General features: G+C 67.0%; 19 protein-coding genes. 17 read left to right on the forward strand and 2 right to left on the reverse strand.

All coding sequences use genetic code 11. The annotated features are described in order from the left end of the window. Positions 1–67 precede the first annotated feature (67 nt). The gene (locus AC25M7_RS03670) at positions 68–2314 is read left to right on the forward strand and encodes a TonB-dependent receptor (protein WP_486970736.1); all 2247 of its coding nucleotides are present in this window, start codon (positions 68–70) and stop codon (positions 2312–2314) included. A 2-nt stretch (positions 2315–2316) separates the two neighbouring features. Here the strand turns inward: AC25M7_RS03670 and AC25M7_RS03675 are convergent, their stop codons facing one another. Then, positions 2317–4026 (reverse strand): sulfatase-like hydrolase/transferase, encoded by a 1710-nt coding sequence (locus AC25M7_RS03675; protein WP_486970737.1) that lies wholly within the window; start codon positions 4024–4026, stop codon positions 2317–2319. Between the two features lie 384 nt (positions 4027–4410). Here AC25M7_RS03675 and AC25M7_RS03680 point away from each other — a divergent pair, with 384 nt between their 5' ends. Genes AC25M7_RS03680 through AC25M7_RS03755 form a run of 16 tightly spaced genes read left to right on the forward strand, consistent with a single transcriptional unit; the run spans position 4411 to position 22354 of the window. Continuing rightward, the gene (locus tag AC25M7_RS03680) at positions 4411–5760 is read left to right on the forward strand and encodes a UDP-glucose dehydrogenase family protein (protein WP_028689479.1); all 1350 of its coding nucleotides are present in this window, start codon (positions 4411–4413) and stop codon (positions 5758–5760) included. Next, positions 5757–6821 (forward strand): NAD-dependent epimerase, encoded by a 1065-nt coding sequence (locus AC25M7_RS03685; RefSeq protein WP_028689478.1) that lies wholly within the window; start codon positions 5757–5759, stop codon positions 6819–6821. Before AC25M7_RS03680 ends, AC25M7_RS03685 begins: the two co-directional genes overlap by 4 nt. Further along, a complete protein-coding gene (locus tag AC25M7_RS03690; RefSeq protein WP_486970738.1) occupies positions 6818–7564 on the forward strand; it encodes a sugar transferase in 747 nt (248 codons plus the stop codon). Before AC25M7_RS03685 ends, AC25M7_RS03690 begins: the two co-directional genes overlap by 4 nt. 1 nt (position 7565) lies before the next feature. Next, positions 7566–8213: a CpsD/CapB family tyrosine-protein kinase gene (locus AC25M7_RS03695; protein WP_028689476.1), complete on the forward strand. Its 648-nt coding sequence runs from the start codon at positions 7566–7568 to the stop codon at positions 8211–8213. Between the two features lie 22 nt (positions 8214–8235). Beyond that, positions 8236–9255: a polysaccharide biosynthesis/export family protein gene (locus AC25M7_RS03700; protein ID WP_028689475.1), complete on the forward strand. Its 1020-nt coding sequence runs from the start codon at positions 8236–8238 to the stop codon at positions 9253–9255. Positions 9256–9269: 14 nt separating this feature from the next. Continuing rightward, entirely contained in the window at positions 9270–10844 is a 1575-nt protein-coding gene (locus AC25M7_RS03705; RefSeq protein WP_088852066.1) for a GumC family protein, read from the forward strand. After that, positions 10841–12019 carry a glycosyltransferase family 4 protein gene (locus AC25M7_RS03710; protein ID WP_028689473.1) on the forward strand — a complete coding sequence of 393 codons (1179 nt, stop codon included), beginning with the start codon at positions 10841–10843 and terminating at the stop codon, positions 12017–12019. The genes AC25M7_RS03705 and AC25M7_RS03710 overlap by 4 nt, the downstream gene beginning before the upstream one ends. Continuing rightward, positions 12016–13386 (forward strand): O-antigen ligase family protein, encoded by a 1371-nt coding sequence (locus tag AC25M7_RS03715; RefSeq protein ID WP_486970739.1) that lies wholly within the window; start codon positions 12016–12018, stop codon positions 13384–13386. The genes AC25M7_RS03710 and AC25M7_RS03715 overlap by 4 nt, the downstream gene beginning before the upstream one ends. Continuing rightward, positions 13383–14348, forward strand: a complete 966-nt coding sequence (locus AC25M7_RS03720; protein ID WP_486970740.1) for a glycosyltransferase family 2 protein — start codon at positions 13383–13385, stop codon at positions 14346–14348. The genes AC25M7_RS03715 and AC25M7_RS03720 overlap by 4 nt, the downstream gene beginning before the upstream one ends. Next, on the forward strand, positions 14341–15477 hold the full coding sequence (locus AC25M7_RS03725) for a glycosyltransferase family 2 protein (RefSeq protein ID WP_028689470.1): 1137 nt from the start codon (positions 14341–14343) through the stop codon (positions 15475–15477). The genes AC25M7_RS03720 and AC25M7_RS03725 overlap by 8 nt, the downstream gene beginning before the upstream one ends. A gap of 9 nt (positions 15478–15486) precedes the next feature. Further along, positions 15487–16494, forward strand: coding sequence for a polysaccharide deacetylase family protein (locus tag AC25M7_RS03730; RefSeq protein WP_028689469.1), 1008 nt, complete (start codon positions 15487–15489; stop codon positions 16492–16494). Then, complete coding sequence (locus tag AC25M7_RS03735) at positions 16494–17798, forward strand: oligosaccharide flippase family protein (protein ID WP_062361780.1); 1305 nt, start codon at positions 16494–16496, stop codon at positions 17796–17798. Before AC25M7_RS03730 ends, AC25M7_RS03735 begins: the two co-directional genes overlap by 1 nt. Beyond that, positions 17795–19705: a hypothetical protein gene (locus AC25M7_RS03740; RefSeq protein ID WP_028689467.1), complete on the forward strand. Its 1911-nt coding sequence runs from the start codon at positions 17795–17797 to the stop codon at positions 19703–19705. The genes AC25M7_RS03735 and AC25M7_RS03740 overlap by 4 nt, the downstream gene beginning before the upstream one ends. Before the next feature lie 34 nt (positions 19706–19739). Further along, on the forward strand, positions 19740–20429 hold the full coding sequence (locus AC25M7_RS03745; protein ID WP_028689466.1) for a GNAT family N-acetyltransferase: 690 nt from the start codon (positions 19740–19742) through the stop codon (positions 20427–20429). A gap of 4 nt (positions 20430–20433) precedes the next feature. Then, complete coding sequence (locus AC25M7_RS03750; protein ID WP_486970741.1) at positions 20434–21606, forward strand: GNAT family N-acetyltransferase; 1173 nt, start codon at positions 20434–20436, stop codon at positions 21604–21606. Then, a complete protein-coding gene (locus AC25M7_RS03755) occupies positions 21578–22354 on the forward strand; it encodes a ChbG/HpnK family deacetylase (RefSeq protein WP_028689464.1) in 777 nt (258 codons plus the stop codon). The genes AC25M7_RS03750 and AC25M7_RS03755 overlap by 29 nt, the downstream gene beginning before the upstream one ends. Here AC25M7_RS03755 and AC25M7_RS03760 read toward each other — a convergent pair. Continuing rightward, positions 22351–24594 carry a putative bifunctional diguanylate cyclase/phosphodiesterase gene (locus AC25M7_RS03760; protein WP_486970742.1) on the reverse strand — a complete coding sequence of 748 codons (2244 nt, stop codon included), beginning with the start codon at positions 24592–24594 and terminating at the stop codon, positions 22351–22353. The genes AC25M7_RS03755 and AC25M7_RS03760 overlap by 4 nt on opposite strands. Positions 24595–24700 lie beyond the last annotated feature (106 nt).

The following is a 24700-nucleotide window of genomic DNA, read 5'->3' on the forward strand; positions in this document are numbered from 1 at the left end:
TTTCCCCTTCTGATTCGGAATCCCTAGTGAATGCCTTCACTCACTTGCGAATCGAAAGGACTCCAGCATGTCGCAACAGCGTGTCAGCCCGGTGCAGCAGCCGGCTGTGCCCCACTTCGACCTCAATCGCACCTTCACCGCCGTGCACATGGCCTTGCTCCTCGGCTTGGGCGGCGTGTCCATGGGCGTGACCGCGGCGCAGACCGTGGAGCAGGCCGAGGCAGTGGAAAAGACCCGACAGGGCCAGACCAATGGCAGCCTGGAGCTGACCGAGACCCGGGTCGAGGGCAACCTCGACGCCCCGAGCGCATTGCCCCCCGCCTATGCCGGCGGCCAGGTGGCCTCGGGCGGACGGGTCGGCCTGTTGGGCAACAAGGACTTCATGGAGACGCCGTTCAGCACCATCAGCTACACCGACCAATACATCCAGGACACCCAGGCGCAGACCATCACCGACGTGATTGCCGCGACCGATCCCGCCGTGTTCAGCAACGGCCTGAAGGGTACCTACAGCGAGAACTACTCGATCCGTGGCTTCAACTCCAACATCAGCGATGTGAGCATCGGCGGCCTGTACGGCATGGCGCCCTACTACCGGATCTCGCCGGAGATGTACGAGCGCATCGAAGTGCTCAAAGGGCCCTCCGCCCTGCTCAACGGCATGCCGCCGGGCGGCTCGGTGGCCGGCAGCATCAACCTGGTGCCCAAGCGCGCGGGTGCCGAATCTTTGACGCGGATCACCACCACCTACATGTCCGACGCACAGTTCGGCGGTCACCTCGACGTCGGCCGCCGCTTCGGTGAGCAGCAGCAGTTCGGCGTGCGCTTCAACAGCGTCTATCGCGACGGTGATGCAGCAACCGACCATCAGCGGATGAAGGCCGAGCTCAATGCCCTGGGCCTCGACTGGCGCGGCGAGCGGGCGCGCCTGTCCGCCGACCTTTACGAAAGCGAGGACCGGGTCAGGGGCCAGAACCGCGGCATCGGCCTGGCCGCGGGCGTGCCGGTGCCCAGGCCGCCTAAGTCCGAGACCCTGCTCAACCCGGACTGGGGCTTCGTCCAGACCCGCGACAAGGGCGTGATCGTGCGCGGCGAATATGACCTCAGCGACAACCTCACGGCCTATGCCGCGGCCGGCACCAGCAAGACCGACTATGCCTACAGCGGCACCATGCTCGCCGAAGTGTTCAACACCGCCGGGGATATGGAGACGAACATGGGCCAGTTGAAGATCGACCTGAAGAAGACCTCGGGAGAAGCCGGCGTGCGCGGCCATTTCGACACCTTCGGCGTGGGCCATCAGTGGTCGCTCAACGCCACGCACTACTCCGACAAGCAACGCGACTATGGCCGGCGCAACGTCCCGGGGGCCGAGTGGATCAACAATATCTACCACCCGGTCTGGGGACCGGAGGCCGCCAGGAGCTACCCGGCCATCGCCCATACCGAGTCGCGCCTGAGCAGCTACGGAGTGGCCGACACCCTGTCGTTCCTCGACGAGCGCCTGCAATTCACCCTGGGCGTGCGCCGCCAGCAGGTGCTGAGCGACAGTTTCAACGTCAGCACCGGCGTGCACACCACGCACTACAACGAAAGCGCCACGACGCCGGCAGCGGCGGTGCTGATCAAGCTCACCGACGAAGTGTCGCTGTACGCCAACTACATCGAAGGCCTGAGCAAGGGTGCCATCGCCCCGATTACCGCGCCCAACGCAGGGCAGGTGTTCGCCCCCTACAAGTCCAAGCAGAGGGAAGTCGGCATCAAGCTCGACCTCGGCGACTTCGCCCACACCCTGAGCCTTTACCAGATCGAACGCCCCAGCAGCTTCACTGACCCGGTGACCAAAGTGTTCTCCTTCGGTGGCGAACAACGTAATCGCGGCCTCGAATGGAGCTTCTTCGGTACCCCGCTGACCGATGTCCGCCTGATGGGCGGCGTGGCTCGCCTGGACCCCAAGGTGACCAAGGCCGAGAATCCCGCCGAGGAAGGCAAGACCGCCACCGGCCAGCCGAAACTGCAGGGCAAGCTGGGTGTGGAATGGGACACCCCGCTGCTCGATGGCCTGACCCTGACCGCCAATGCCACCGCCGTATCGAAGCAGTACATCAGCGACGATAACAGCCAGTCGATCCCCGGCTACACGATATATGACGTCGGTGCCCGCTACCGGTTGCAGGTGGCCGACCATCCTGTGACCTTCCGTGGCACGGTGGAGAACGTGACCAACAAGGCCTACTGGGGCATGCCGCTGCTCACCAGCCTGGGGCTGGGGGCGCCACGCACGGTGCAGGTCTCCGCCAGCATCGACTTCTGATCCTAGTCAGCCTTGCCCACCGGCATCGGCTGCCCCGCCAGGACACTGGCGGGCGTGACCACCTGCCCGAGGTCGATATGGCGAAAGTCCGGCTTGGCCCCCAACCGCGCATTGAAGCGCACATTGAAGGTAAACGGGTCATCCGTCGGCATGTCCAGCGAACGGCCGTAGAGCGCGCTCACGGCCGTGCCGTCATAGCCCATCAGCTTGAGCAGCGTGGGGAACAGGTTGTAATGGCTGGAGGCGTTGCGGTTGGCCGGCAGGTGAGCCTGCCAGTCCAGCGTGCGCAGGCCCTCGCCCTGGATCACCACCAACGGCACCAGGCCTTCTTCGGGTACCGGATCGCTGTCGCAATGGGTGTTCAGGCCGGGGTTGCCGCGCTCATGCAAATCCTGGCCGTGATCTGAGGTATAGAGCACCACGGCCTGGCTGAGGTCGCCCTGGGCGAACAGCCGGCGGAAGAACTCGCCGACATTCCACAACACGGTGTTCTGGTAGGCATTGCGGTACAGCACCCAGTCCTGGGCCCGGCCATCGAAGCCATCGCGGGTGCCGGTGTCGGCGATATCGACGTAGCGCCCCCGTGGCAAGGCCGGCTGATACTTGAGGAAGTCGTCCGGGTACTTGTCGTGCACCGGGAAGTGGGCGCCGACCTTGTTCACCACGATCAGCTGCGGCTTGCCGTCCTTGAGCAGCGCCACCAGCCGCTCCAGCGCCGCCATGTCGCGTTGCACCACGGGGGTGTCGTCAAACTGGATGAACTGGTCGATATCGCGCTTCTCGGTCTCGGTCATCAGGTTCTGCAGGTTGCCGCCCGTGCGCTGGCCATCGATGTACACCGTTCCCAGGCCCGCGCGTTTGGCGTACTGCCAGATCGACGGCTGGGTCGAGTTGATGCGCAGGTAATCACCGCGGGTGCCACCGTAGCGCAGGGTGACGTTGGTGTCGGCGCTGCAGTTGGCGATGGACGCGGCATAGCCGAAGTTGACGATGGAAACGCCCGGCTGGGCCTGGGCCAGGTGGCTGGTGACCCCGGCCGGAGTGTTCAGGTCCAGGTAGTTACCCGAGATGCTCTCGTCGATCAGCAGCACGATATCCCGCGCCATCGCCGGCCCCGACTGGGCCAGACTCACTGGCTGGCGCGGCCCGACATGGTCGTGCAGGGTCTCGTAGCCGAACAGGCTCAGGTAGGCCAGCGGCGTGTACATCACCGGCAGACCCCGTGCGCCCTCGCCGGCGCGCACGAACAGGATGGCGATCAGTACCAGCAGGCCCAGCACCGGCGCCACGGGTGGCAACAACCTTGGCAACCACGGGGTCGGCCCCGGACGCAAGCCAAGGCCAAACAGCAGCAACAGCGCTCGCGCCGCGGCCAGGGTAATTGCGTAGTGGTATTGCTGCAGGGCCTCCTGGACGAAAGCGCCGGCATAGACCATGGACACGAATGCGCTATAGGTCAGATAGGCGTCGGTGATGCGGTTATAAGCGTCGAGAAAGATCGCGCTGATTGTAAACGCCAGCGCCAGCGCCCAGCGCAACCAGCCGGGGCGGGTGAACGCCGTCAGCAGCAGGGCCAGCGCCAACATCGCGAACACCCCCAGGTACAGCACAAGGGGCAGGCCAATACCCAGCGCTTCTATGCGTTCGCGGTAATAGGCATGAAAGCTGGCCAGATAGACGAGCAACAGCAAGAGCTTGATCCATCCGCGCATGTTTCGGCCACTCCAGTCATGGAAATCTTCTCAAACCGTAGCAGCTGTGAAACAAACCACAACGCAAAAAAGTCAAAATTCCGACGACATACCGACACCGGAATCTGGCACCTAACGCAAGTTGCTGTTGATTCTCTCTATCGCCTGAAACCCGCTTATTCCGCTGCATTGAACCGTTCATCGGTTCATCGAACGGCCAATTGCCACTAGCTATGCGCGCTAACACACGGATTGGCAACGGGTTGGTGGCAGATCGCCCGTTTCACCAGGGTCTGTAAATTCGACGAAACATGCCATTGCTTTGACGCAATTCCACCGGGCTGAGCTATACCCAATTCACACCACTGTTTCATCTCCCTTACTCATCCATACGAGGCACCGCGCATGGACGTGAGCGTTTTTGGCACCGGTTATGTCGGACTGGTACAGGCAGCAGCCCTGGCGGACGTCGGTCACAGGGTCCTGTGCGTGGATGTCGATACCCACAAGATCAACCAGTTGCGCCAGGGCGTGCCGCCGATCAGCGAGCCGGGTCTGTCGGACCTGCTCGAGGACAACATCAGGGAAGGCCGCCTGCTGTTCAGCACCCAGGCCAGCGACGCGGTCAGCCACGCCGAGCTGATCTTCATCGCCGTCGGCACGCCGCCCGACGAGGACGGCTCGGCCGACCTCAGCCACGTGCTCAACGTCACCCGGCAGATCGCCGCGCTGATGGAGACCGACCATACCCTGATCATCAAGTCCACCGTGCCGGTGGGCACCGCCGATCAGGTCATGGCCCTGGCCCGCGACGAACTGCAGCGCCTGGGCAAAAGCCAGTTGCACGCGCGCGTGGTGTCCAACCCCGAGTTCCTCAAGGAAGGCAGCGCCCTGGCAGACTGCATGCGCCCGGACCGGATCATCGTCGGCACCCTCGACGAAGTGGCCCATGAGCAGCTGGCGGAACTGTACGCGCCGTTCTGCCGCAACCACGAAAAACTGATGTTCATGGACAACCGTAGCGCCGAGCTGACCAAGTACGCCGCCAACGCCATGCTCGCCACCCGCATCAGTTTCATGAACGAGCTGGCCAACCTCAGCGAACACCTGGGCGCCGATATCGAGGCGGTGCGGCGCGGCATCGGCTCCGACCCGCGCATCGGCTACCACTTCATCTATCCGGGCTGCGGTTTCGGCGGTTCATGCTTCCCCAAGGACATCAAGGCCCTGCTACACACCGCTGCCCACAGCGGCATGCCGTTGCGTCTGCTGCAAAGCGTCCACGAGGTCAACGATCAACAGCGGCGCATCCTGTTCGCCAAGCTCAAGCAGCGCCTGGCTGGCCTGGCCGGTAAATCCATTGCCCTGTGGGGCCTGGCCTTCAAGCCCAACACCGACGACATGCGCGAGGCCCCCAGCCGTTACCTGATGGAAGCCCTGTGGGCCGAAGGCGCCACGGTGCGCGCCTACGACCCCGAGGCCATGGATGAATGCCGGCGCCTGTACGGCTACCGGGACGACCTGCAACTGTGCGCCACCCGCGACGACACCTTGCAGGACGCCGACGCCCTGGTGATCTGCACCGAGTGGAAGAACTTCCGCGTGGTCGATTTTTCGATGCTGGCCAGCAAGCTGCGCGAGCGGGTGATCGTCGATGGCCGCAACCTGTACAACCCCGAGCAGGTCGCCGCCCACGGCCTGCACTACAGCGGCATCGGCCTGCGCCAAATCGCCCCGCAGGCGGACGCGCCATGAAGGTGCTGGTGACCGGCGCGGCCGGTTTCATCGGCGCCCACACCTGCCGCCAGCTGCTGCTCGAGGGGCACCAGGTGGTGGGCCTGGACAACTTCAACGACTACTACGAGCCGGCGCTCAAGCACGCCCGCGTGCACTGGGTACGGCAGACTGTCGGCGACTTTCCGCTGCACTGCCTGGACCTGGGCGACCGCGACGGCATGGCCCGGCTGTTCGCCAGCGAGCGCCCGGAGGTGGTGGTGCACCTGGCGGCCCAGGCCGGCGTGCGCTACTCGCTGCAGAACCCTCAGGCCTACCTGGACAGCAACCTGGCCGGTTTTCTCAACATTCTCGAAGGTTGCCGCCGCCACCCGGTCAAGCACCTGCTGTACGCCTCCTCCAGCTCGGTCTATGGGGCCAACCAGCAGACGCCCTATCGGGTGGAGGACCCAGTGGACCACCCGCTGTCGCTGTATGCCGCCACCAAGAAGGCCAACGAGGCCATGGCCCACAGCTACAGCCACCTTTATGGCATTCCCTGCAGCGGCCTGCGCTTCTTCACCGTGTACGGCCCCTGGGGCCGCCCGGACATGTCGCCGATGCAGTTCGCCAAGGCGATCAGCGAAGGCCGGCCGATCCAGCTGTTCAACCATGGCCGTCACCAGCGCGACTTCACCTACATCGACGACATCGTCGAAAGCCTGGTGCGGCTGATCCCCCTGCCCCCGGTCGCCGACCCGCAGTGGGACGCGTTCGCCCCGGACCCGGCCAGCAGCCACGCGCCCTGGCGCCTGTACAACATCGGCGGGCAGCGCCCGGTGGAGCTGCTCGACTACCTGGCCCTACTGGAAAAACACCTGCAGCGCAACGCGGTGATCGAGCTGCTGCCGCTGCAGCCAGGCGATGTGCTGGCCACCTGCGCCGACGCCAGCGCGCTGGCCAGGGTCACCGGTTTCACCCCACAGATAGGCCTTGATGAAGGGCTCGGGCGCTTTGTCGCCTGGTTCAAGAGCTACCACTCGCCCGCCGCCAGCGAAGCGGCGCCCCTGGGCGAGCAGCCAGATAAACGGAGGGCGGTATGACAGGGCAACCCAAGAGCGCGCAACTGCAGGCGCTGTATCAGGACAAACGCATGGATCCGGCGCACCGCCAGCGCATCGATGCCGCCATCCACATGCAGGGTCGTGGCTGGATCACCGGTCGCGCCGGAGGCCGGCCCTGGACGCTGTCGCGCACCAACCGCGTGCTGTCGTGCCTGGCCGCGCTGACCCTGCTGCTGCTGCTGTCGCCGGTGTTCCTGGCGCTGGCGCTGCTGATCAAGCTATCCAGCAAGGGTCCGGTGTTCTTCGTGCAGAAACGCACCGGCTACCGTGGCCGCGCCTTCGGCATGTACAAGTTCCGCACCATGGTGGCCAACGCCGAGGCGCTCAAGGACTCGCTGCGCCACCTGAACAAGCACGGCGCCGAATCCATCGATTTCAAGATCGACAAGGACCCGCGCATCACCTCGGTGGGCGGCTGGCTGCGGCGCAGCAGCCTGGACGAGCTGCCCAACCTGATCAACGTGGTCACCGGTGACATGCGCCTGGTCGGCCCGCGCCCCACATCGTTCAACGCCTACCGCTACCACGACAACCACCTGGCGCGGCTGTCGATCTACCCGGGCATGACCGGCCTGTGGCAGATCTCCGGGCGCAGCAACATCGACTTCGACCAACGCGTAGAGCTGGACCTGAGCTACATCAACGAACAGAGCCTGATGCTGGACCTGAAGATCCTGCTCAAGACCCCGTTCAAAGTCTTCACTGGCCACGGAGCAAGCTGAGATGGACGGTTCATCCTCGAGAAGCCTGACGATCGCTACCCCAAGCGAGACCAACCTGACCGCCACCGTGCTCGACCTCGACCAGCGCACCCTGCTGCTGACCGCGGCCAACACCGGCAGCGGCACCAGCACCAGCGCCCTGGCCTTCGCCAGCCAACTGGCATTGATGAGCGCGGGCAACGTGCTGCTGATCGACGCCAGCCTCAGCCCCGGCGGCCTCAGCCAGCAACTGGGCCTGGGCAAGCTGCGCGGCTACAGCGACCTGCTGTTCAACCAGGACACCCCGCCGCTGGCCCAGGACTGCATCGTGCGCCTGTCCGACCAGCCGTTCGACGTGCTGCCGGTGGGCACCTGGAAACGCGGCCGCGACCGCCTCGACCACGAGCAGTTGCGCGTACTGCTGCACCAGCTGAGCAACCAGTACCGCTTCGTGGTGATCGACGGCGAAGCCATCTACGCCAGTGCCGACAGCCTGGTGATCGGCACCCTGGTCGACGGAGTGATCCTGGTGGTATGCGCCGAGGAGACCCGCTGGGAGGTCGCCCAGGCGGCCAGCCAGCGCCTGACCCAGGCCGGCGCGCGATTGATCGGCAGCGTGTTCAACAAACGCAAGTACTACATGCCCAAGTGGCTGTACGAAAATCTCTGAGAGGCCGCACAGGATGAACGCCATGAGATACCCATCGATAGCCCTGTGCGTGCTGGCCCTGGCCGGCTGCGCCAGCCAGGAAGACCGCCAGATGCCGGTGCAGATCCTCACCGCGCCACCGGCCGAGAGCCAGGCCACCGAGGTCGCCCGCCGCGAACAGGTATTGCGCCCGCAGGACGTGCTGGAGGTGATCTTCCATGTCAGCAACCGCTCGGCCGGGGTCTACCGCATCCAGTCCGGTGACACCCTGGACCTCAACTTCATGGCCGCCAGCGGTCTGAACGGCAACCAACTGGTGCAGCCTGACGGCACCATCACCCTGCCCAGCACCAACGCCGCGGTGCGCGTCGAGGGCATGACCCCCGGCGAGGCCGAGAGCGCCATCCGCCAGGCCTACCAGGACAAGCGGGTGTTCAAGCCCAACCGTGACCAGGTCACCGTGCGGGTGATCAGCCCGATGACCGACGAGGTCAACCTGAAGAACGCCCTCAACCACCCCGGCACCGGCATGAGCCGCGACATCACCGTGGGCAACGACGGCCGCGCCACTTTCCCGGAAATTGGCTCGGTGCCGCTGCAGGGCATGACCGTCAACCAGCTGCGTGACTACCTCAACGAGCGCTACGCCACACTGCCCGGGCGCATGAGCGTGGACGTACTGCTCAAGTCCACCGCCGCCAACGAGATCTACGTACTCGGTGAAGTCGGCCAACCCGGCGCCTTCCAGATCCGCCGCCCGGTATCGGTGCTCGAGGCCCTGACCCTGGCCCGCGGCCCGACCCTCAAGGCCAAGCTCGGTTCGGTGGTGATCATGCGCCGTGAAGGCAACACCGTGCACGCGGTCAACTACGACGTCGACCAGGCGCTGTCCGGCGGCAGCCAGAAGCTCGCCTACCTGCAGCCAGAGGACATGCTCTACGTGCCCAAGACCAAGCTGGCCAGCGCCGCCGAGCTGTCCCGGCAACTGGCCGACGTGGTGCTGTTCCAGGGCTTCGGTTTCAGCTTCAGCTACCGCGTCGACAACAAAGAAAGCAACGACTGACCGGGGGACGGACCATGACCACGCAACCCAAAGAAAACTATGTGCATGAGTTCTTCCGCATCTTCTTTGCCAACCGCCAGTTGGTGAAACGGGTGTTCCTGGTGTTCGCGGTGATCGCCGTGCTGTTGCCGCTGGTGCTCAAGCAGAGCTACGACATCACCGCCGAAGTCATCGTGCAGTCCAAGAAGCTTTCGCAGAGCGACACCACCTCGGCGCTCAGCCAGCAGGCCGATCAGTTCATCCCGCCGTCGCTGGCCGACATGGAGACCGAGAGCAACATCCTGCGCTCGCCGACCCTGATCCGCCAGACCATCGGCGAGCTGCGCAAGGAAGGCCATTACCCGGACGAGCCCGGCCTGCTGCGCCGTACCGTGCTCGACCCGCTGCGCCACGCGGTGCTCGACCCGCTGCACCGGCTGTTCGGCAACACCGTCGCCGATGACCGCGACACCCAGCTCGACACCCTCACCGACCAGGCGGTCAAGGACCTCAAGGTCGAGACCCTGCCCGGCTCCAACGTGATCTCCATCACCTACGGCGCCAACGATCCGAAGCTGGGCACGCTGTTCGTCAGCCGCCTGCTGGAAAACTTCCTGACCAACCGCCAGGACCTGCAGTCCAACGAATTGCCCGAAGCGTTCTACGAGCAGAAGAAACTGCACTACCAGGCACGGCTGGGCGACCTGGAAAGCCAGCGCCTGGGGCTGCTGACCGCCATCGGCTCGTCGGACCCCAAGGAAGAGATCACCTTCCGCCTCAATGCCATCAACACCGAGGAGCAGGCGCTCAACCTGCAACGTGACCGCCAGTTGCAGAACCAGAAGTGGCTCGACTACCTGCAAAGCAGCCTGGCCGCGGCCAACAAGGCGAAGATGGCCGACTACGCCTTCCCCTACACCTTCACCACCACGGTCGACAACATCGCCTTCGAGGACCGCGAGATCAAGCAACTCGGTGAGCAACTGACCACTCAGTTGGCCCGCTACAACGGCGACGCCACGGTGTTCCAGCCGAGCTCCGACCAGATGGTCATGGCCCGCCAGCAGATCGCCCAGTTGCGCGCGCAGTTCCTCAAGATCGTCGAGAACCGCATCCGTGAGCGCCAGCAGGACCTGGCGGTGACCCAGCAGGTGATCGAGCAGAAGACCCAGCGCATCGCCGACTACAGCAAGCGCATCCTCCAGCTGCGCGAGACCCAGAGCAAGACCCGCCAGCTGGATACCGAGATCGATGCCCTGCACAAGGCCTTCTCCACCTATGCCCAGCGTTACGAGGAAAGCCGCGGCCAGGGCCTGCTCGACGGCAGCCAGTCCAACGCGCGGATCCTCAGCGCCCCCTATGAACCTACCGCGGCAAGCTTCCCGAAACCTGGCCTGATCATTCCGTTCGGCCTGATCACCGGCCTGCTGCTGGCGATCGCCGTGGTCTACGTCAGGGAGTTCTTCGACCACCGCTTCAAGCATCCGGCGCAGATCAGCCACGAGCTGGGCCTGCCGGTGCTGCTGGTGATCAACGACCAGGCCCCGGCGCTGCCCAACCCGCACAAAAGCTGGTCGCTGCCACGCCTGTGGCACTGGGTGCGCAATTGAACGCCGCGCTGCACGCCGGCCGGCCGATCCTGCACCTGCTCGGCAGTGGCGGATTCTACGGCGCCGAGCGCATGCTCCTGGACCACTGCCAGGCCACCCCCGGCCAGCATCGGGTGCTGTTCCTCGATGCCCCGGCGGAGCTGGTGGCGCGCTTTCGCGAAGCCGGTGTCGAGTGCGACACCTGCCAGGGGCTGGGGGCGGTGCTCAAGGTACTCGGCGCGCAGCGCGGGCAACGTCCGTTGGTGAACAGCCACAACTTCAAGGGCCAGCTGTTCGGCTGGATCGGCGCCACCCTGTGGCGCCTGCCGATGGTCAGTACCCAGCATGGTTTCACCCCGCGCAGCCGCAAGCAGCGCTTCTATACCTGGCTAAGCCTGCAACTGTGCCGCACGCCGACGGTGGACACGGTGGTGTGCGTGGCCGAGAGCATCGCCCGCATCCATCGCGATGCCGGCGTACCCGAGGCCAAGTTGCGGGTGATTCCCAACGGGTTGCCCGAGCACCAGGAGGTTGACCTGACCGCAGGCGTGGGAGCGGGCTTGCCCCGCGATGGCGATGCCGAACACAACAGTGAATCGCGGGGCAAGCCTGCTCCCACGTCTGCTCCTCGCCAAGGCGATAGAAAACCCTGGCTCGCCGCCTATGTCGGCCGCCTGTCGAGCGAAAAAGGCCCCGACCTGTTCCTCGACACCCTGATCCCGGTGTGCCAGCGCCACCCACAGGTCCATGCCGTGATGCTCGGCGAAGGCCCCGAGCGCGACACCCTGCAGGCCCGCATCGACGCCGCCGGCCTCACCGCGCGCATCACCCTGCCGGGCTTCCAGCGCGACATGCGCGCCTGGATGAAGCGCCTGGACGCCCTGGTCATCAGCTCGCGCACCGAAGGCACGCCGATGATCCTGCTCGAGGCCATGCAGGATGGCGTGCCGGTGGTGGCCTTCGGCGTCGGCGGCATCCCCGATGTCATCGAGCACGGTCGCAACGGCCTGCTGGCCGCGCCCATGGCCAGCACCGAGCTCGGCGCGCACCTCGAGGCCCTGCTGCAGGATCCTGCGCAGGCCACCGAGCTGGTCGCCGGCGCCCGCCGCACGCAACGCGAACGCTACCACCTGCCGACCCTGGCACAACGCTGGGCCCTGGTTTACCGGGGCACGGCCGAGGAGGTTGTCGCATGATCATTCCCCTGTCGCTGGTGGCCCTGGTGGCCCTGCTGAGCCTGGGGCTGCTGGCCAGCCCCTACCCGTTCCTGGCCCCCGGCGGCGTGATCGGCCTGGCCGGCGTGCTGGTGCTGTACCGCAAGCCCGCCTGGGGCCTGCTGGTGATCGCCACCCTGGTGCCGCTGGAGGGCCTGCTCAAGGACGGCCTGGTGTCCGGCGCCAAGCTGGTGGGCATCGGCCTGGTGCTGATCCTCAGCCTGCAACTGGCGGTGCGCCAGTTGCCCGGGGAGCGCCTGCGCAGCAACCAGTGGCGCCTGCTGCTGCCGTTCATGGCCCTGTACCTGCTGAGCCTGTGGACTAGCGACGACCTGGCCCTGTCGGGCGGACACCTGCGCGAGCTGCTGGTGGGCCTGGTGGTGTTCGTCATCACCCTGCTGGTCGGCCGCGACCTCAACCTGCCGATGCTGGCCCGGCTGATCACCGTCAGCGTGTGCGTGACCTGCCTGTTCGCGATCTTCTCCACCAAGTACCAGGAGCAGGGCCGCGCCTCGGCCATGCTCGATCCCAACGCCTTCGCCCTGCTGATCACCATCGCCATGCCGCAGGGGTTGTGGCTGGCGATCAAGGCCCGGCAGATCCCGGTCAAGCTGTTCTGGGCCGGCTGCTGCCTGTTGCTGCTGGTGGGCATGACCAAGACCGAATCGCGCTCGGGGCTGGTGGTGCTGCTGATCAGCCTGGGCATGATGCTGTACAACTACCGTGAACAACTGACCTGCATCCGTCCGCGCCACCTGGGCTTCGCCATGCTCGGCCTGGCCATCGTCCTGCCCCTGGGCGTGGCCCTGATGCCGGCAGGCTACGCCGACCGCATTCAGTCGCTGATGCTGCTCAAGTCGGGGGTCAACGCGCACCAGGACGAATCGCTGGGTCGGCGCGCCTCCTACCTGGTGGTGGGCAAGGAAATGATCAGCCACAGCCCGCTGCTCGGCACCGGGCCCGGCACCTTCCCGCTGCATTACGCCGACACCGGCTTCTCCAAGGCCTTCGCCCCGGTCAACAGCAAGACCACCGACCTCTACCGCCGCGCCCACAACACCTACCTGGAGCTGTTCAGCGAGGTCGGCCTGCCGGCGGGCCTGCTGTTCGTCGGCATGATCGCCCTGGCCTTGCGCAACTTCTGGCGGGCCCGCGCCGCCTTCCGCGCCGCCGGCGACCCAGACCGCGCCGACCTGATGACCCACCTGACCATGAGCATGCTGGCCATCGGCCTGTTCCTGATGTTCCTCAGCGCCCCCAGCCACAAGTACCTGTGGCTGATGTTGGCACTGTCCAGCGTGCTGCTGGGCCAGGCCCGTGAACAACAGCCGGTGGAGGTGGCCCGATGAGCCGGGTGAGCATCGTCATCCCGATGTTCAACGAGGCCCGCCATATCGGCCGCACCCTAGATGCCGCCCGGCGCTCGGCCAGCGCGGCGGGCCTGGCCTGCGAGCTGATCGTGGTGGACAACGGCTCCAGTGACGACGGCCCGCGGATCGCCCGCGAGCACGGTGCCCAGGTGCTGAGCCTGCCCCGTGTGGCCATCGGCGCCCTGCGCAACGCCGGCGTAGCCGCCAGCCACGGCGAATGGCTGGCCTTCCTCGACGCCGACATCGAGGTGCCCGAGCACTGGCTCGACCTGCTGCTGGACCTGCAGCGCCGCGGCGAAGGCGATGTCTTCGCCCTCGACTGCGACACCCCGCGCCAAGCCCCGTGGTTCGCCCAGGCCTGGCAACGGCGTACCCTGCGCACCGGGCAGACGGTGCAGGACTGCACCTGGCTGCCCACCCCCAACCTGCTGATGCGCCGCAGCTGGTTCGACCAGGTCGGCGGTTTCGACGAGCGCCTGCGCACTGGCGAAGACAAGGATTTCACCCTGCGCCTGCATGAATCCGGCGCGCGCCTGCGCGTACTGCGCCAGCCCGCGGTGCTGCACTGGGGCTACGAGGCCAACTGGCGTGAATGGCTGGGCAAGGAAATGTGGCGCCAGGGCAGCCACCTGCAACTGCTGCGCAGCCATGGCGTCAGCCTGCGCCTGCTGCGCTTCCCGCTGCTTTCGGTGGGGGCCTGGGTACTGGATGCCATAGCCCTGTCGGCCCTGCTCGACGGTTTCCCCCATGTGGCCCTGTTCTTCCTGCTGGTCAGCGCACTGCCCGCGCTGTTCCTGAGCCTGCGCCAGAGCCGCCGGCACCATGACCCGCTGCTCACCTTGCAACTCTGGGGCTTGCACTGGCTGCGCCTGCACCTGGCCGGCGCGGCGTTCATCCTCAGCCTGTTCAACCGCACCGCAAGGAGGCCCGCCCGTGGCTGAGTTCATCTTCTGGCTATGCCTGTTGCTGCCGTTGTATGCCTGGTTCGGCTATCCGCTGCTGCTGACCCTGGCCGCGCCGTTCTTCGCCCGGCGCACGCATTCGCCGTTGCCGGCGCAGCGGGTGAGCGTGGTGATCGCCGCGCATAACGAAGAGCGGCATATCGAAGCCAAGCTCGCCAGCGTGCTCGGCCAGGACTACCCGGCCGCCGAACTGCAGGTAGTGGTGGCCAGCGACGGCTCCAGCGACCGCACCGTGGCGCTGGCCCGGGCCCTGGGCGACTCACGGGTGCAGGTGCTGGACCTGCCGCGGCTGGGCAAGGCCGGAGCGCTGAACAGTGCGGTGCAGGTGTGCACGGGCGACCTGCTGGTGTTCACCGACGCCGACAACCAATGGTCGACCGACACCCTCGGCCTGCTGCTGGCGCCGTTCGCCGACGCGCAGGTCGGCGGTACCGCCGGGCACATGATCATCCCCGACCCGGGCAAGGGCCTGAGCATCGGCGACAGCCTGTACCGCCACTACGAAGCCTGGGTGCGCAAGGTGGAGAACCGCACCGGCTGCATGGTCTCGGCCGACGGTGCCCTGCTGGCCTTGCGCCGGACGCTGTATCAACCGATTCCCAAGCAGGTCAACGACGACTTTTTCATCAGCACCTGCGCCCCGGCCGCGGGGTTGCGCATCGTCTACGTGCCCGAGGCGGTGGTACTGGACCAGGGCGTGGACGAGGCCGACAAGCAGTTCCGTCGCCGCCAGCGGGTCACCGTCGGTGGCCTGTTGAGCCTGGCCGCGCGCCGCGAACTGCTCAATCCGGCTCGCCACGGCCTGTACGCCATCGCCCTGATCAGCCACAAGCTGGTCCGCCGCCTGGCCCCGGTACTGCTGTTGCCGCTGCTCTTGGCCAACCTGTGGCTGGCCATCGAACCCGGTTTCTACCGCCTGACCCTGGCCCTGCAGCTGCTCGGCTATGCCGCCGCCATCGCCGGCCTGCTCGACGCCCGCCGCCGGTTGCCACGCCCGTTCCGCCTGGCCGCCTTCGTGCTGGTCACCCTCGCCGGCATGAGCGTGGGCCTGTGGCAGTTCCTGCGCGGGCACAGCTACAGCCAATGGAACCCCGACCAGAATCGATGAGCGACGGACATGCCGATCAAGACTCAAATCAAGCAGGCCAGTGGCTGGTTCTATTTCAAGTCGCCGCGCGGGCGCGCCGAGCTGCGCGGCGCCGGGGTGATCCTCATGCTGCACCGGGTGCTGGCCGATGACGCCAGCGCCGCCCTGCCCCATCGCAACGAGCTGTGCGTTGGCCCCCGGGCCTTCGAAGGGCTGCTGCGCTGGCTGCACCGCCATTTCGACTGCGTCAGCCTCATGGACCTGCTCAAGAGCCACGAGCAGCCCCGCGGCGATACCCGCCCCAAGGTGGCCCTGACCTTCGACGACGGCTGGCGCGACAATGCCGTCAACGCCTTCCCGTTGCTGCAGCGCCACCAGGTGCCGGCGAGCATCTTCCTGTCCACCGACTACATCGGCAGCCGCCAGCGCTTCTGGTGGGAGAGCGTCGGCGAGACCCTTTGGGGCAGCCATGGCGAGGACGCCCGCCGGCAACTGATCGAACGCCTGCGCAAGCTTGGCCGGCCATTGCCGGCGGCCTACTTCATGCACGAACACAGCAAGGCCCGCAGCCTGGTGCTGGCGCGCTACCTGCAGACCCTCAAGAGCCTCAGCCCCCAGGCCCTGCATGTGCTGACCGACGCCTGCCCGCCGGAGTCGCTGCCCCAGGCCATGGACTGGCAGCAGGTGCGCGCCCTGGAGGACTCCGGCCTGGTGCGTTTCGGCCCCCACGGCGCCAGCCATGCCCTGCTGCCCTACCTGGACGATCACCGCCTCAACGAAGAGCTGCAACGCAGCCACGCCGCGCTCAACGAAGGCTGCCGCGAACCGCTGCCGGTGTACTGCTACCCCAATGGCGACCATGACGAACGCGTGCGCGCGCGGGTCGCCGCGCACCGCTACCCCTACGCCCTGAGCACCCGCCCGGGCATCTGCCAGGGCCACGACGACCCGCTGGCGCTGCCGCGCATCGGCGTGAGCCAGCGCAATGCCAGCCGTCCTTCGCTGCTGGCCTGGCGCATCAGCCGCGGAGAACGCTGATGAACCGCAACAGCTACCTGCGCCACCTGGCGCTGAGCATGGGCACCAAGCTTGCGATGATCGCTCTGCGCCTGCTGCGCAACGTGCTGCTGGCGCGCATCCTCGGGCCCAGCGAGCGCGGCCTGTTCGCCCTGCTCAGCACCCTGCCCGACCTGATCAGCGCCGCCACCAGCGGCGGCCTGAACAGCGCGGTGGGCTACCAGGCGGCCAAGCAGCGCGACATGGGCCTGCTGCTGACCCAGGTGCTGGTCTACGGTTGCCTGCTGGCCGGGTTGTTGACCCTGGTCTGCGTGTTCCTGGTGCGCGAATTGGGCACCAATCTGGAAATTACCGTGCAATTGGGCCTGCTGGCCTGGCTGTTGCTGCTGGCGGTGCCGATGACCGTGCTCAAGAGCGGTCTGCTGACCCTGCACAACGCCAGCGGCGGTGTCGGCGCCTTCAACGCCCTGCGCCTGACCGAATCGCTGGCGCCGCTGCTGCTGTTTCTCGGGCTGTTCTGGATGTGGCGCGACGAGGCCCTGGAAGCCGCGCTGATCAGTTGGCTGTGCGGCATCGCCCTGGTGCTGGTGCTGGGCCTGTGGTGGCTGCGCCGCCAGCACCCACTGGCCCTGCGCTGGGATCGCGGCGGGCAGCGCGAGCTGCTGAGCTACAGCGCCAAGAGCCACCCCGACCTATTGTTCCAGCAGGTGATCCTGCGCTCGGACTACCTGTTCATCGGCGCCATGCTCGGCAGCACCGCCCTGGGCCACTACGCCATGGCCAGCGCCGCCGCCGAACTGCTGCTGATCGTCCCCGAAGCGGTGACCACGCCGCTGATGAAGCGCCTGCTGCAGCAGGACGCCGGCATGGAGCGCCTGACCCCCCTGGCGCTGCGCCTCACGGCCACGGTGATGCTCGGCGCCTGCCTGAGCATGGCGCTGATCGGCCAGTGGCTGATCGTCACCCTGTTCGGCGCTGACTATGCGCCGGCCTATCCGGCGCTGCTGGCCTTGCTGCCGGGCCTGCTCGGCCTGTGCTACGCCAGCATCCTGCGCCTGGACCTGCTGGGCAAGAACCGTCCCGGCACGGTGTCGCTGCTGATGGGCGCGGGCGCCGCGCTGAACCTGGTGCTCAACGTGGCGCTGATTCCGACCTGGGGGATCGTCGGCGCGGCGGCGGCCTCATCCATTGCCTACCTGGCAGTCACCGTGGCCATGCTGGTGCTGTATTGCCGCCTCAGCGGCGTGCCGCTGGGCCAGACCCTGATCATCCTGCCCGCCGACCTGGCGCCGCTGCGCCAGATGCTGCAACGGAGGGCGGCATGAAAGCCCTGCTGCTGTGCTCCACGCTGTTGGCGCAGACAGCGCTCGCCGCGCCCGTGCAATGGGGCGAGATCCGCGATGGCAGCCTGTACCTGCTGCCGGCCCGCGCCGACGAGCTGCGCATCCAGTGGCGTCCGGCCTGGCAGGCCGACGCCAACCCGGAGCGCCTGTACCTGCTGGATGGACAGGGCCGGCTGGCCGGCGAGCGGCGCATTGACGCCACGCAGGTGCGCGGCGAGCAGCGCTGGCCGCTGACACCGGCTGGCGGCGCCTATCGCCTGGAAGTGCCCGGCTACAGCTTTCGCGACTACCGTATACAGCACGACGCCAGCACCCGTGCACTGTTCGCTCCGTCCAAGGTGCACTTCAGCGCCGAGGTCGGGCCGGGTGTCGAGCTGTACTTCCGGGTCAAGGCCGGCGAACGGGCGGTGCTGGCCGGCAAGCACCATGGCGGCGTCCACGGGCTGTTCGCCGAACGCCTCGGCGACGGCCGCCGCGTGCAGTTGCCGCTCAAGCCCTACCGTGCCTACTGGCGCTTCGACCAGTTGCCACTGCCGGTCAGTACCCGCGACGAGACCTGGCGCCTGGGCCTGCAGGGCAGCGGCAAGGCGGCATTCTGGCTCGACGGCACCACCAATCTGTTCGCCCAGCGTACTGACGACCTGGGCGACCTGCCCCAGCAACCAGGCCAGGTGCGCCTGGCCCTGGGCAGCAAAGTACTCGGCCCCACGCCGAGGCTAGGGGTGGCCCTGCCTTATGTGCTGCCGCCGGCCTCGAGCTTTGCCGCCCTGGATGCCCTGCGCCCCCAGGCCGCCGGTTTCTACAGCTTCGTCGACGTGCTGCAACGGCAACCCGATTTCGAGAACACTTGGCGCAAGCTCTACCAGGAACGTTTCGGCATCCTCCAGGACATCACCCTGCTGGCCGGCAGCGCCCGGGTCGCCGACCTGCGCAGCGACCGCACCAGCAGCGATGGCCTTGACGCCTGGCTCGAGGCGACCAAGGCCCTGGGCGGCAAAGGCACCCACTACCTGGCCTTTGCCGACGAGCCCAACCTCAACTATCGCGACTACGCCAGCTACCGCGACTTCTTCCAGGCCATGGTCAGGCGCGTGCGCGAATACCCCGGCGCCCGCGAGGCCGGCGTGCGCATCGCCATGCCGGCTTCCTCGCGCCTGCTCGGCGGCCCCTTCACCGACGATGGCAAGCAACGCCGTGGCATCGACTGGGCACGGCGCCTGCTCGCCGAACAGGGCGCGCAGATCGACGCCCTGGCCTGGCACGAATGGATGGTCCGCGACCTGCTCGCCACCCGCAGCTACCGTGACAGCGTGCGCCAGGCCGCCGAGCTGGTCGGCCTGGACGGCCAGGGCCGGCCGCGCAAGGCGCTGCTGCTGGACCAGACCAACCTGTCCAGCGGCTCGAGCCTTAGCCCCTACGAGCAGAACACCCACTACGCCGGCCTGTGGTGGACGTCGGTGGTGATCAATGCCGCCGGTGATGGCTTGCTCGACATGCTCAACTGGTTCCATGTCGCCGACGAGCCCGAATGGCCCAAGGGCATGCTGCGCGATGCCGGCGACCAGCGCTACGAACTCAAGCCGGTGGGCCTGGCCCAGCAGTTCATCCAACGCCACTGGCTGGACCAGGTGCTGGCCCTGGACAACGACGCTTTCGAGGTCGACGCCCTGGCCATGGCCCGTCAGCACCAGCGCAGCCTGTTGGGAGTGAACAAAGCCGAGCGCCTGCAACAGGTGGCGCTCACCTTGGGCGACTGCCCATCCGGCCAGCTCGAACTGTTCGGCCCCGACAACCAGAGCCGCCGCGCCAGCTTCAGCTGCGCCGATGGCCAGGTCCGTTTTCAACTGCCAGGGCAGACCGTGTTCGCCCTGACCTGGAGCGCGTCATGAGACGCATCTCGCTCAGCCATGCCCAGGAGGCACCATGACTGCATTTACCAAGATCCAGGACCGCATCAAGCGCAAGGGACTGCGTGACACCCTCGGTAGCGCCTTCCGGCACTACGTCTTCTACCATTGGGAACTGCTGTGGATGGAGCGCGACCTGGACAGCCCGGTACCGCCGCACCGGCTCAAGCCCTACGGCACCTTGCGCGTCGAAAGCATCACCGTGCATAACGTGCAGGCCTTCGCCCGCCATTTCGGCGACCGGGTCGAGACCATGCGCGAACTGGCCGCCGAGGGCCACACCGGGTTGATGTTCCTCGACGACGAAAACGACGCCGTGGCGTTCATCTGGGGCAGCAACCGCCACTACCACGACCGCCACTACTACGGGTGCTGGTTCCCGGTCGGGCCAGGCGAGTTCTTCGAGTTCGGCGGCGAGCTGATCCGCAAGTACTGGGGCACCGAACTGTCGGTGGACCTGCAGCTGGCATTGTGGAAGGCCATGGCCGCCCAGGGCTGCACCAAGGTGGTGGACGTGTGCGAACAGCACAACATCCCGGCGCTCAAGCTGCACCTGCGCATGGGCTACCAGGAACAAAAACGGATCACGAACGTGTACTGCCTGTTCGGCCGCTGGAGGCTCTACCGCGAGAGCCGCTACACCACCTCGCGCCTGGAACCGCTGCGCAAGCCTGAGGTCCCGGCCTCATCGGCCTCGGCGGGCTGAATTTATGACCCTGCAGCTCAGCTGGTGCGCCTCGCTGCGCAGCGACGACTTCCCCGCCGCCGACTACGAGGCGCTGCGCAGGCGCCTGCCCGGCAGCACGCCGTTCAACCACCTCGGCTGGCTGTGCGCCGCCGAGGCCGCCCTGCTGCCCGGCCAGCAGCTCGGCGTGCTGCTCGGCTACCAGGACCAACGCCTGTGCCTGTGCCTGCCCCTGGTCCGCGCCCGGGAGCCCTTCGGCCCGCTGTTCGCCCCGGTGGTGCGCCACCTGGGCTATCCGCTGAACGACCGTATCGCCCTGCTCATCGACCTGCCGGCGCTATACGCCGACCAAGTCCTGCAGGCCATCCGCAAGCACCTGCCCCATGCCCTGCTGCAACTGAACGAGGTGCCCGACAACGCCGAGCACGAAGGCTGGCTGCGCCAGTGGGCCAGTGCCAGTTCCACCTGGCAGCAGCGCCTGACCTGCCGCGTGCCGGTGCACCGCATCAACGAACAGGATCGCCAGGAGGTCAGCGGCGACCCGCGCTACAAACTGCGCCGCGCACGCAAACGGATCAAGGCCTGTGGCGCCAGCGTGCGTCGGGTCACGGCCAGCGCCGAGAACATGAGTGAGCTGCTCGACGCCATCAGCGCCGTCGAGGCCGCAAGCTGGAAAGGCGACGACGAGGTTGGTATCTTCTCCGGCCCCCTGCGCCGCCAGTGGATGTACCAAGCCTTCACCGCGCTGGCTGGCGAAGGCCTGGTTTGCCTGGTGCTGCTGGAGCTGGACGGGCGCTGCATCAGCTACCGCCTGGGCCTGGTGGAGCGCGGCCGGGTCTACGACTACAACCTCGCTTTCATGCCCGAACACCGTGACTTGGGCAGCGGCCGCGTGCTGCTGGAGGAGTGGATCCACTGGGGCCTGGACGCGGACTGGAAATGGATCGACGCCTCGCGGGTCAGCCTGGACAACTCCAGCCACCAGCTGCACGAACGCATGACCGGCCAGCTCGACCAGTGGCGCCTGAGCAGCTACAGCTGGCGGCCCGACGGCGTGCTGCTGGGCCTGGCGCAGCGCTGCTGGCGCTGGCTCAAGCCGCGCCTGCGCAGACGCTCGCCGCGCTACGAAGCCGATGTTGTCGCCCCCACCCCGCCACAGGAGCGCCCGGATGCCATCCCAGGTCATAGTCAACGCTGACGATTTCGGCCTCAGTGCCCACACCAACGCGGTCATCCTGCACGCCTTCCAGGCCGGGCTGATCAGCTCGGCCACGGCCATGGCCAACATGCCAGCCTTTGCCGCCGCCTGCGCGCTGGCCCAGCAGCCACTGCTCAAGGGGCGTATCGGGCTGCACTTCAACCTCACCTACGGCCGGCCGCTGAGCCAGGCGATCCTTGCCGAGCCACGCTTCTGCACGCCCCACGGCGAGTTCGACCTGCGCCTGAAGCAACGCACCCTGCGTCTGTCGCGCCGGGAACGTGCCGCGGTGGAAGCGGAACTCGAGGCCCAGTGGAAACACTGCCTGGACCATGGCCTGATGCCCAGTCACCTGGACTCGCACCAGCACGTGCACAACATCTGGCCGGTGGGCACCGTCGTCGCCCGCTTCGCCCGCGACCAGGGCGTGCCGGTACGCTTGGCGCGCAACCTCGGGCACAACATCGGACCGGCCAAGCGTGCGTTCAAGACCCTGCTCAACTGGCGCCTGCGTCAGCTCGCCGGGAGCACCGCCGACTTCGTCTGCACCCCGGCCGACCTCAAGGCCGGCCTGGCCCCCGCGCATGGCGTGCTGGAGCTGGTGGCCCACCCCAGCGCGCTGGGCGGGCATGACTTCGGCGATGCCTACCTGGCCAGCGGCGAGTCGCTGCTGGCACTGGTCGAGCAGCGCCTGGGGCAGGTGCCACGGGTGGGGTATGCGAGCCTGGGCGTAGACGAAGCAAGCTAACGCCCCGGTGGGCGATGCCGCCGTTCGTGGTTGTCGGCCAGCCAGCGGCGCAGCGCCTCGGCCGGCATCGGCCGCCCGAGCAGGAAGCCCTGGCCCTGGTCGCAACCGGCATGGCGCAGGAAATCGTATTGCTCCTGGGTTTCGATGCCTTCGGCGGTGATGCGAAAACCCAGGGCATGGCCCAGGTCGATGATCGCCCTGGCGATGGCCACCGCGTCGTCGTCCCCGGGCAGATCCTTGATGAAGGCACGGTCGATCTTCAGATGATCGATCGGCAGCGCGCGCAGATAGGCCAGCGACGAATAGCCCGTGCCGAAGTCGTCCACCGCCGTGGCCACGCCCATGGCCTGCAACTGCGCCAGCACCGCGCAGGCCTGCTGCTGGCTTTCCATCAGCAGGCTCTCGGTGATCTCCACCTCCAGCAGGTTGGCCGGCAGGCCATGGCGTTCCAGTGCCGAGGCCAGGCTGGTGACATAGTCGCTGCGTTCGATCTGCAGGGCTGCGACGTTGATCGCCAACGGTCCGGGCAGGCCATCGCCGGCACGCCATTCGGCCAGCTGCGCGCAGGCCAGCTCCAGCACCCGCTCACCGAGCGGAATGATCAGCCCGGTGCGCTCGGCCAGGGGTATGAACTCCCCTGGCGAGACCAGGCCATGCTCAGGGTCACGCCAGCGCAGCAGGGCCTCGACGCCCTCCAGTTGGCCGCTGAACAGATCGACCTTGGGCTGGTACCACAGCTCGAATTCGTTGTGTTCCAGGGCCCGGCGCAAGTTGCGCTCCAGCTCCAGGCGCTGCTGCAGGCGCTCGGTCATGTCCGGGTGATAGGGACGCCAGGCATCGCGCCCGGCTTCCTTGGCCACGTACATGGCAGTGTCGGCATGGCGCAACAGGCTGTCGGCGTCCTCGCCATGCTGCGGACACCAGGCCAGGCCGATGCTGCCGGTGACCAGGGCGGCATTGCCGTTCAGGTCGAACGGCCGCTGCAGGCAGCGCAGCAAGGCACGGACCTGGTGGTTCACCTGGCCCTGGGCACCTTGCAGCATGAACACGAACTCGTCACCGCCCAGACGGCAGAGGCGGTCCTGGCTGTCCAGCTCCTGCAAGAAGCGCGCGGTCGCCTGCTGCAGCAACAGGTCGCCCATCGGATGGCCGAGGCTGTCATTGACCTGCTTGAAGCCGTCGATATCGAGCATCAGCACCGCCAGCCCATGCCCCTGCAGGATCGCCGTACCCAACTGCTGCTGGAACAAAATCCGGTTAGGCAGCCCGGTGATGGTGTCGTAGTGGGCCAGGCGCTCGAGCTGGGCCTGGTAGCGCTGCAGCTCGCGGTTGCGCTGTTCGAGCAACCGCTGCTTGCGGTTGAGCTGGGCGACGAACAGGCTGAACAGCCCCGTGCAGCTCAGGGCGAACAGGAACAGCGGCGAGCCGAACAGGTCCAGCCCCGACCAGCCGCCCCGAGGCACGGCCACCAATTGCCAGGCACCGCCCGGCACCGCCACGGTCATCATCACCTGCGGCGCCTCGAACAACCGTGGATCGCCCCAGATCAGCGCACCTTCGGCGCCCTTGCCGTCGCTGCCACGCACGGCCAGCTCGAACTCGGTGTCCAGGCGCAGCCCCGCGGACAGCAGCAGGCGGTCGATATCGGCGACGATCGACACATTGCCCCAATAAAACCGCACACCCCGCTTGCCGGTGACGAACACCGGGCGCCGGTAGATCAACGCCCGACCGCCCTGGTACAGCTGCAGGGGACCGGCCAGCACCGGCTGGGCATGGTCGCGGGCCGATCGCACCATCGGGAACTGGTCCGGCAGCTGGCGGTAATCCAGCCCGATCAGCCGCTCGTTGCCCGCCATCGGGTAAACATCTCGGATGACATCCCCCGGGGCCAGGGCGATATGACGCATGTAGGGCACAGCGCGCAGGGCATCACGGGCCATGCCGTGGAAGTGCGCCTCACTGATGCCGCCATCGGCGGTGATCAGCTGGGCGATACCCTCGGCTTGGCCAAACGCCGCGCCCAGCTGGGCTTCCAGCGCGCCACGCAGGCCCGCCAGCCGGGCGGCGAGGTTGCCCAGCTGCTCAGTGCGCTCGCGCTGTGCATCCAGATGCCCCAGGGCGACCGAGAGGCCGATCCCCACCAGGGCGAGGCCGACCGGCAGCAGGCGATTGAGCGATTGGCGCAACGTCCCTACTGGCGCTGGCGTGGGTTCTTGAGAGTGCTGGGGAGTGATCATAGGCAGGCGATGGCAGTCGATTACGCATTTATCGGCGCTGCGCGGCCAATATTGAGGTTCGTTTTGCCGGTACAACCATGTACCACCGGCAGCTCCGTCACGGCTG

The sequence above is a fragment of the Pseudomonas sp. P106(2024) genome, assembly GCF_057480815.1.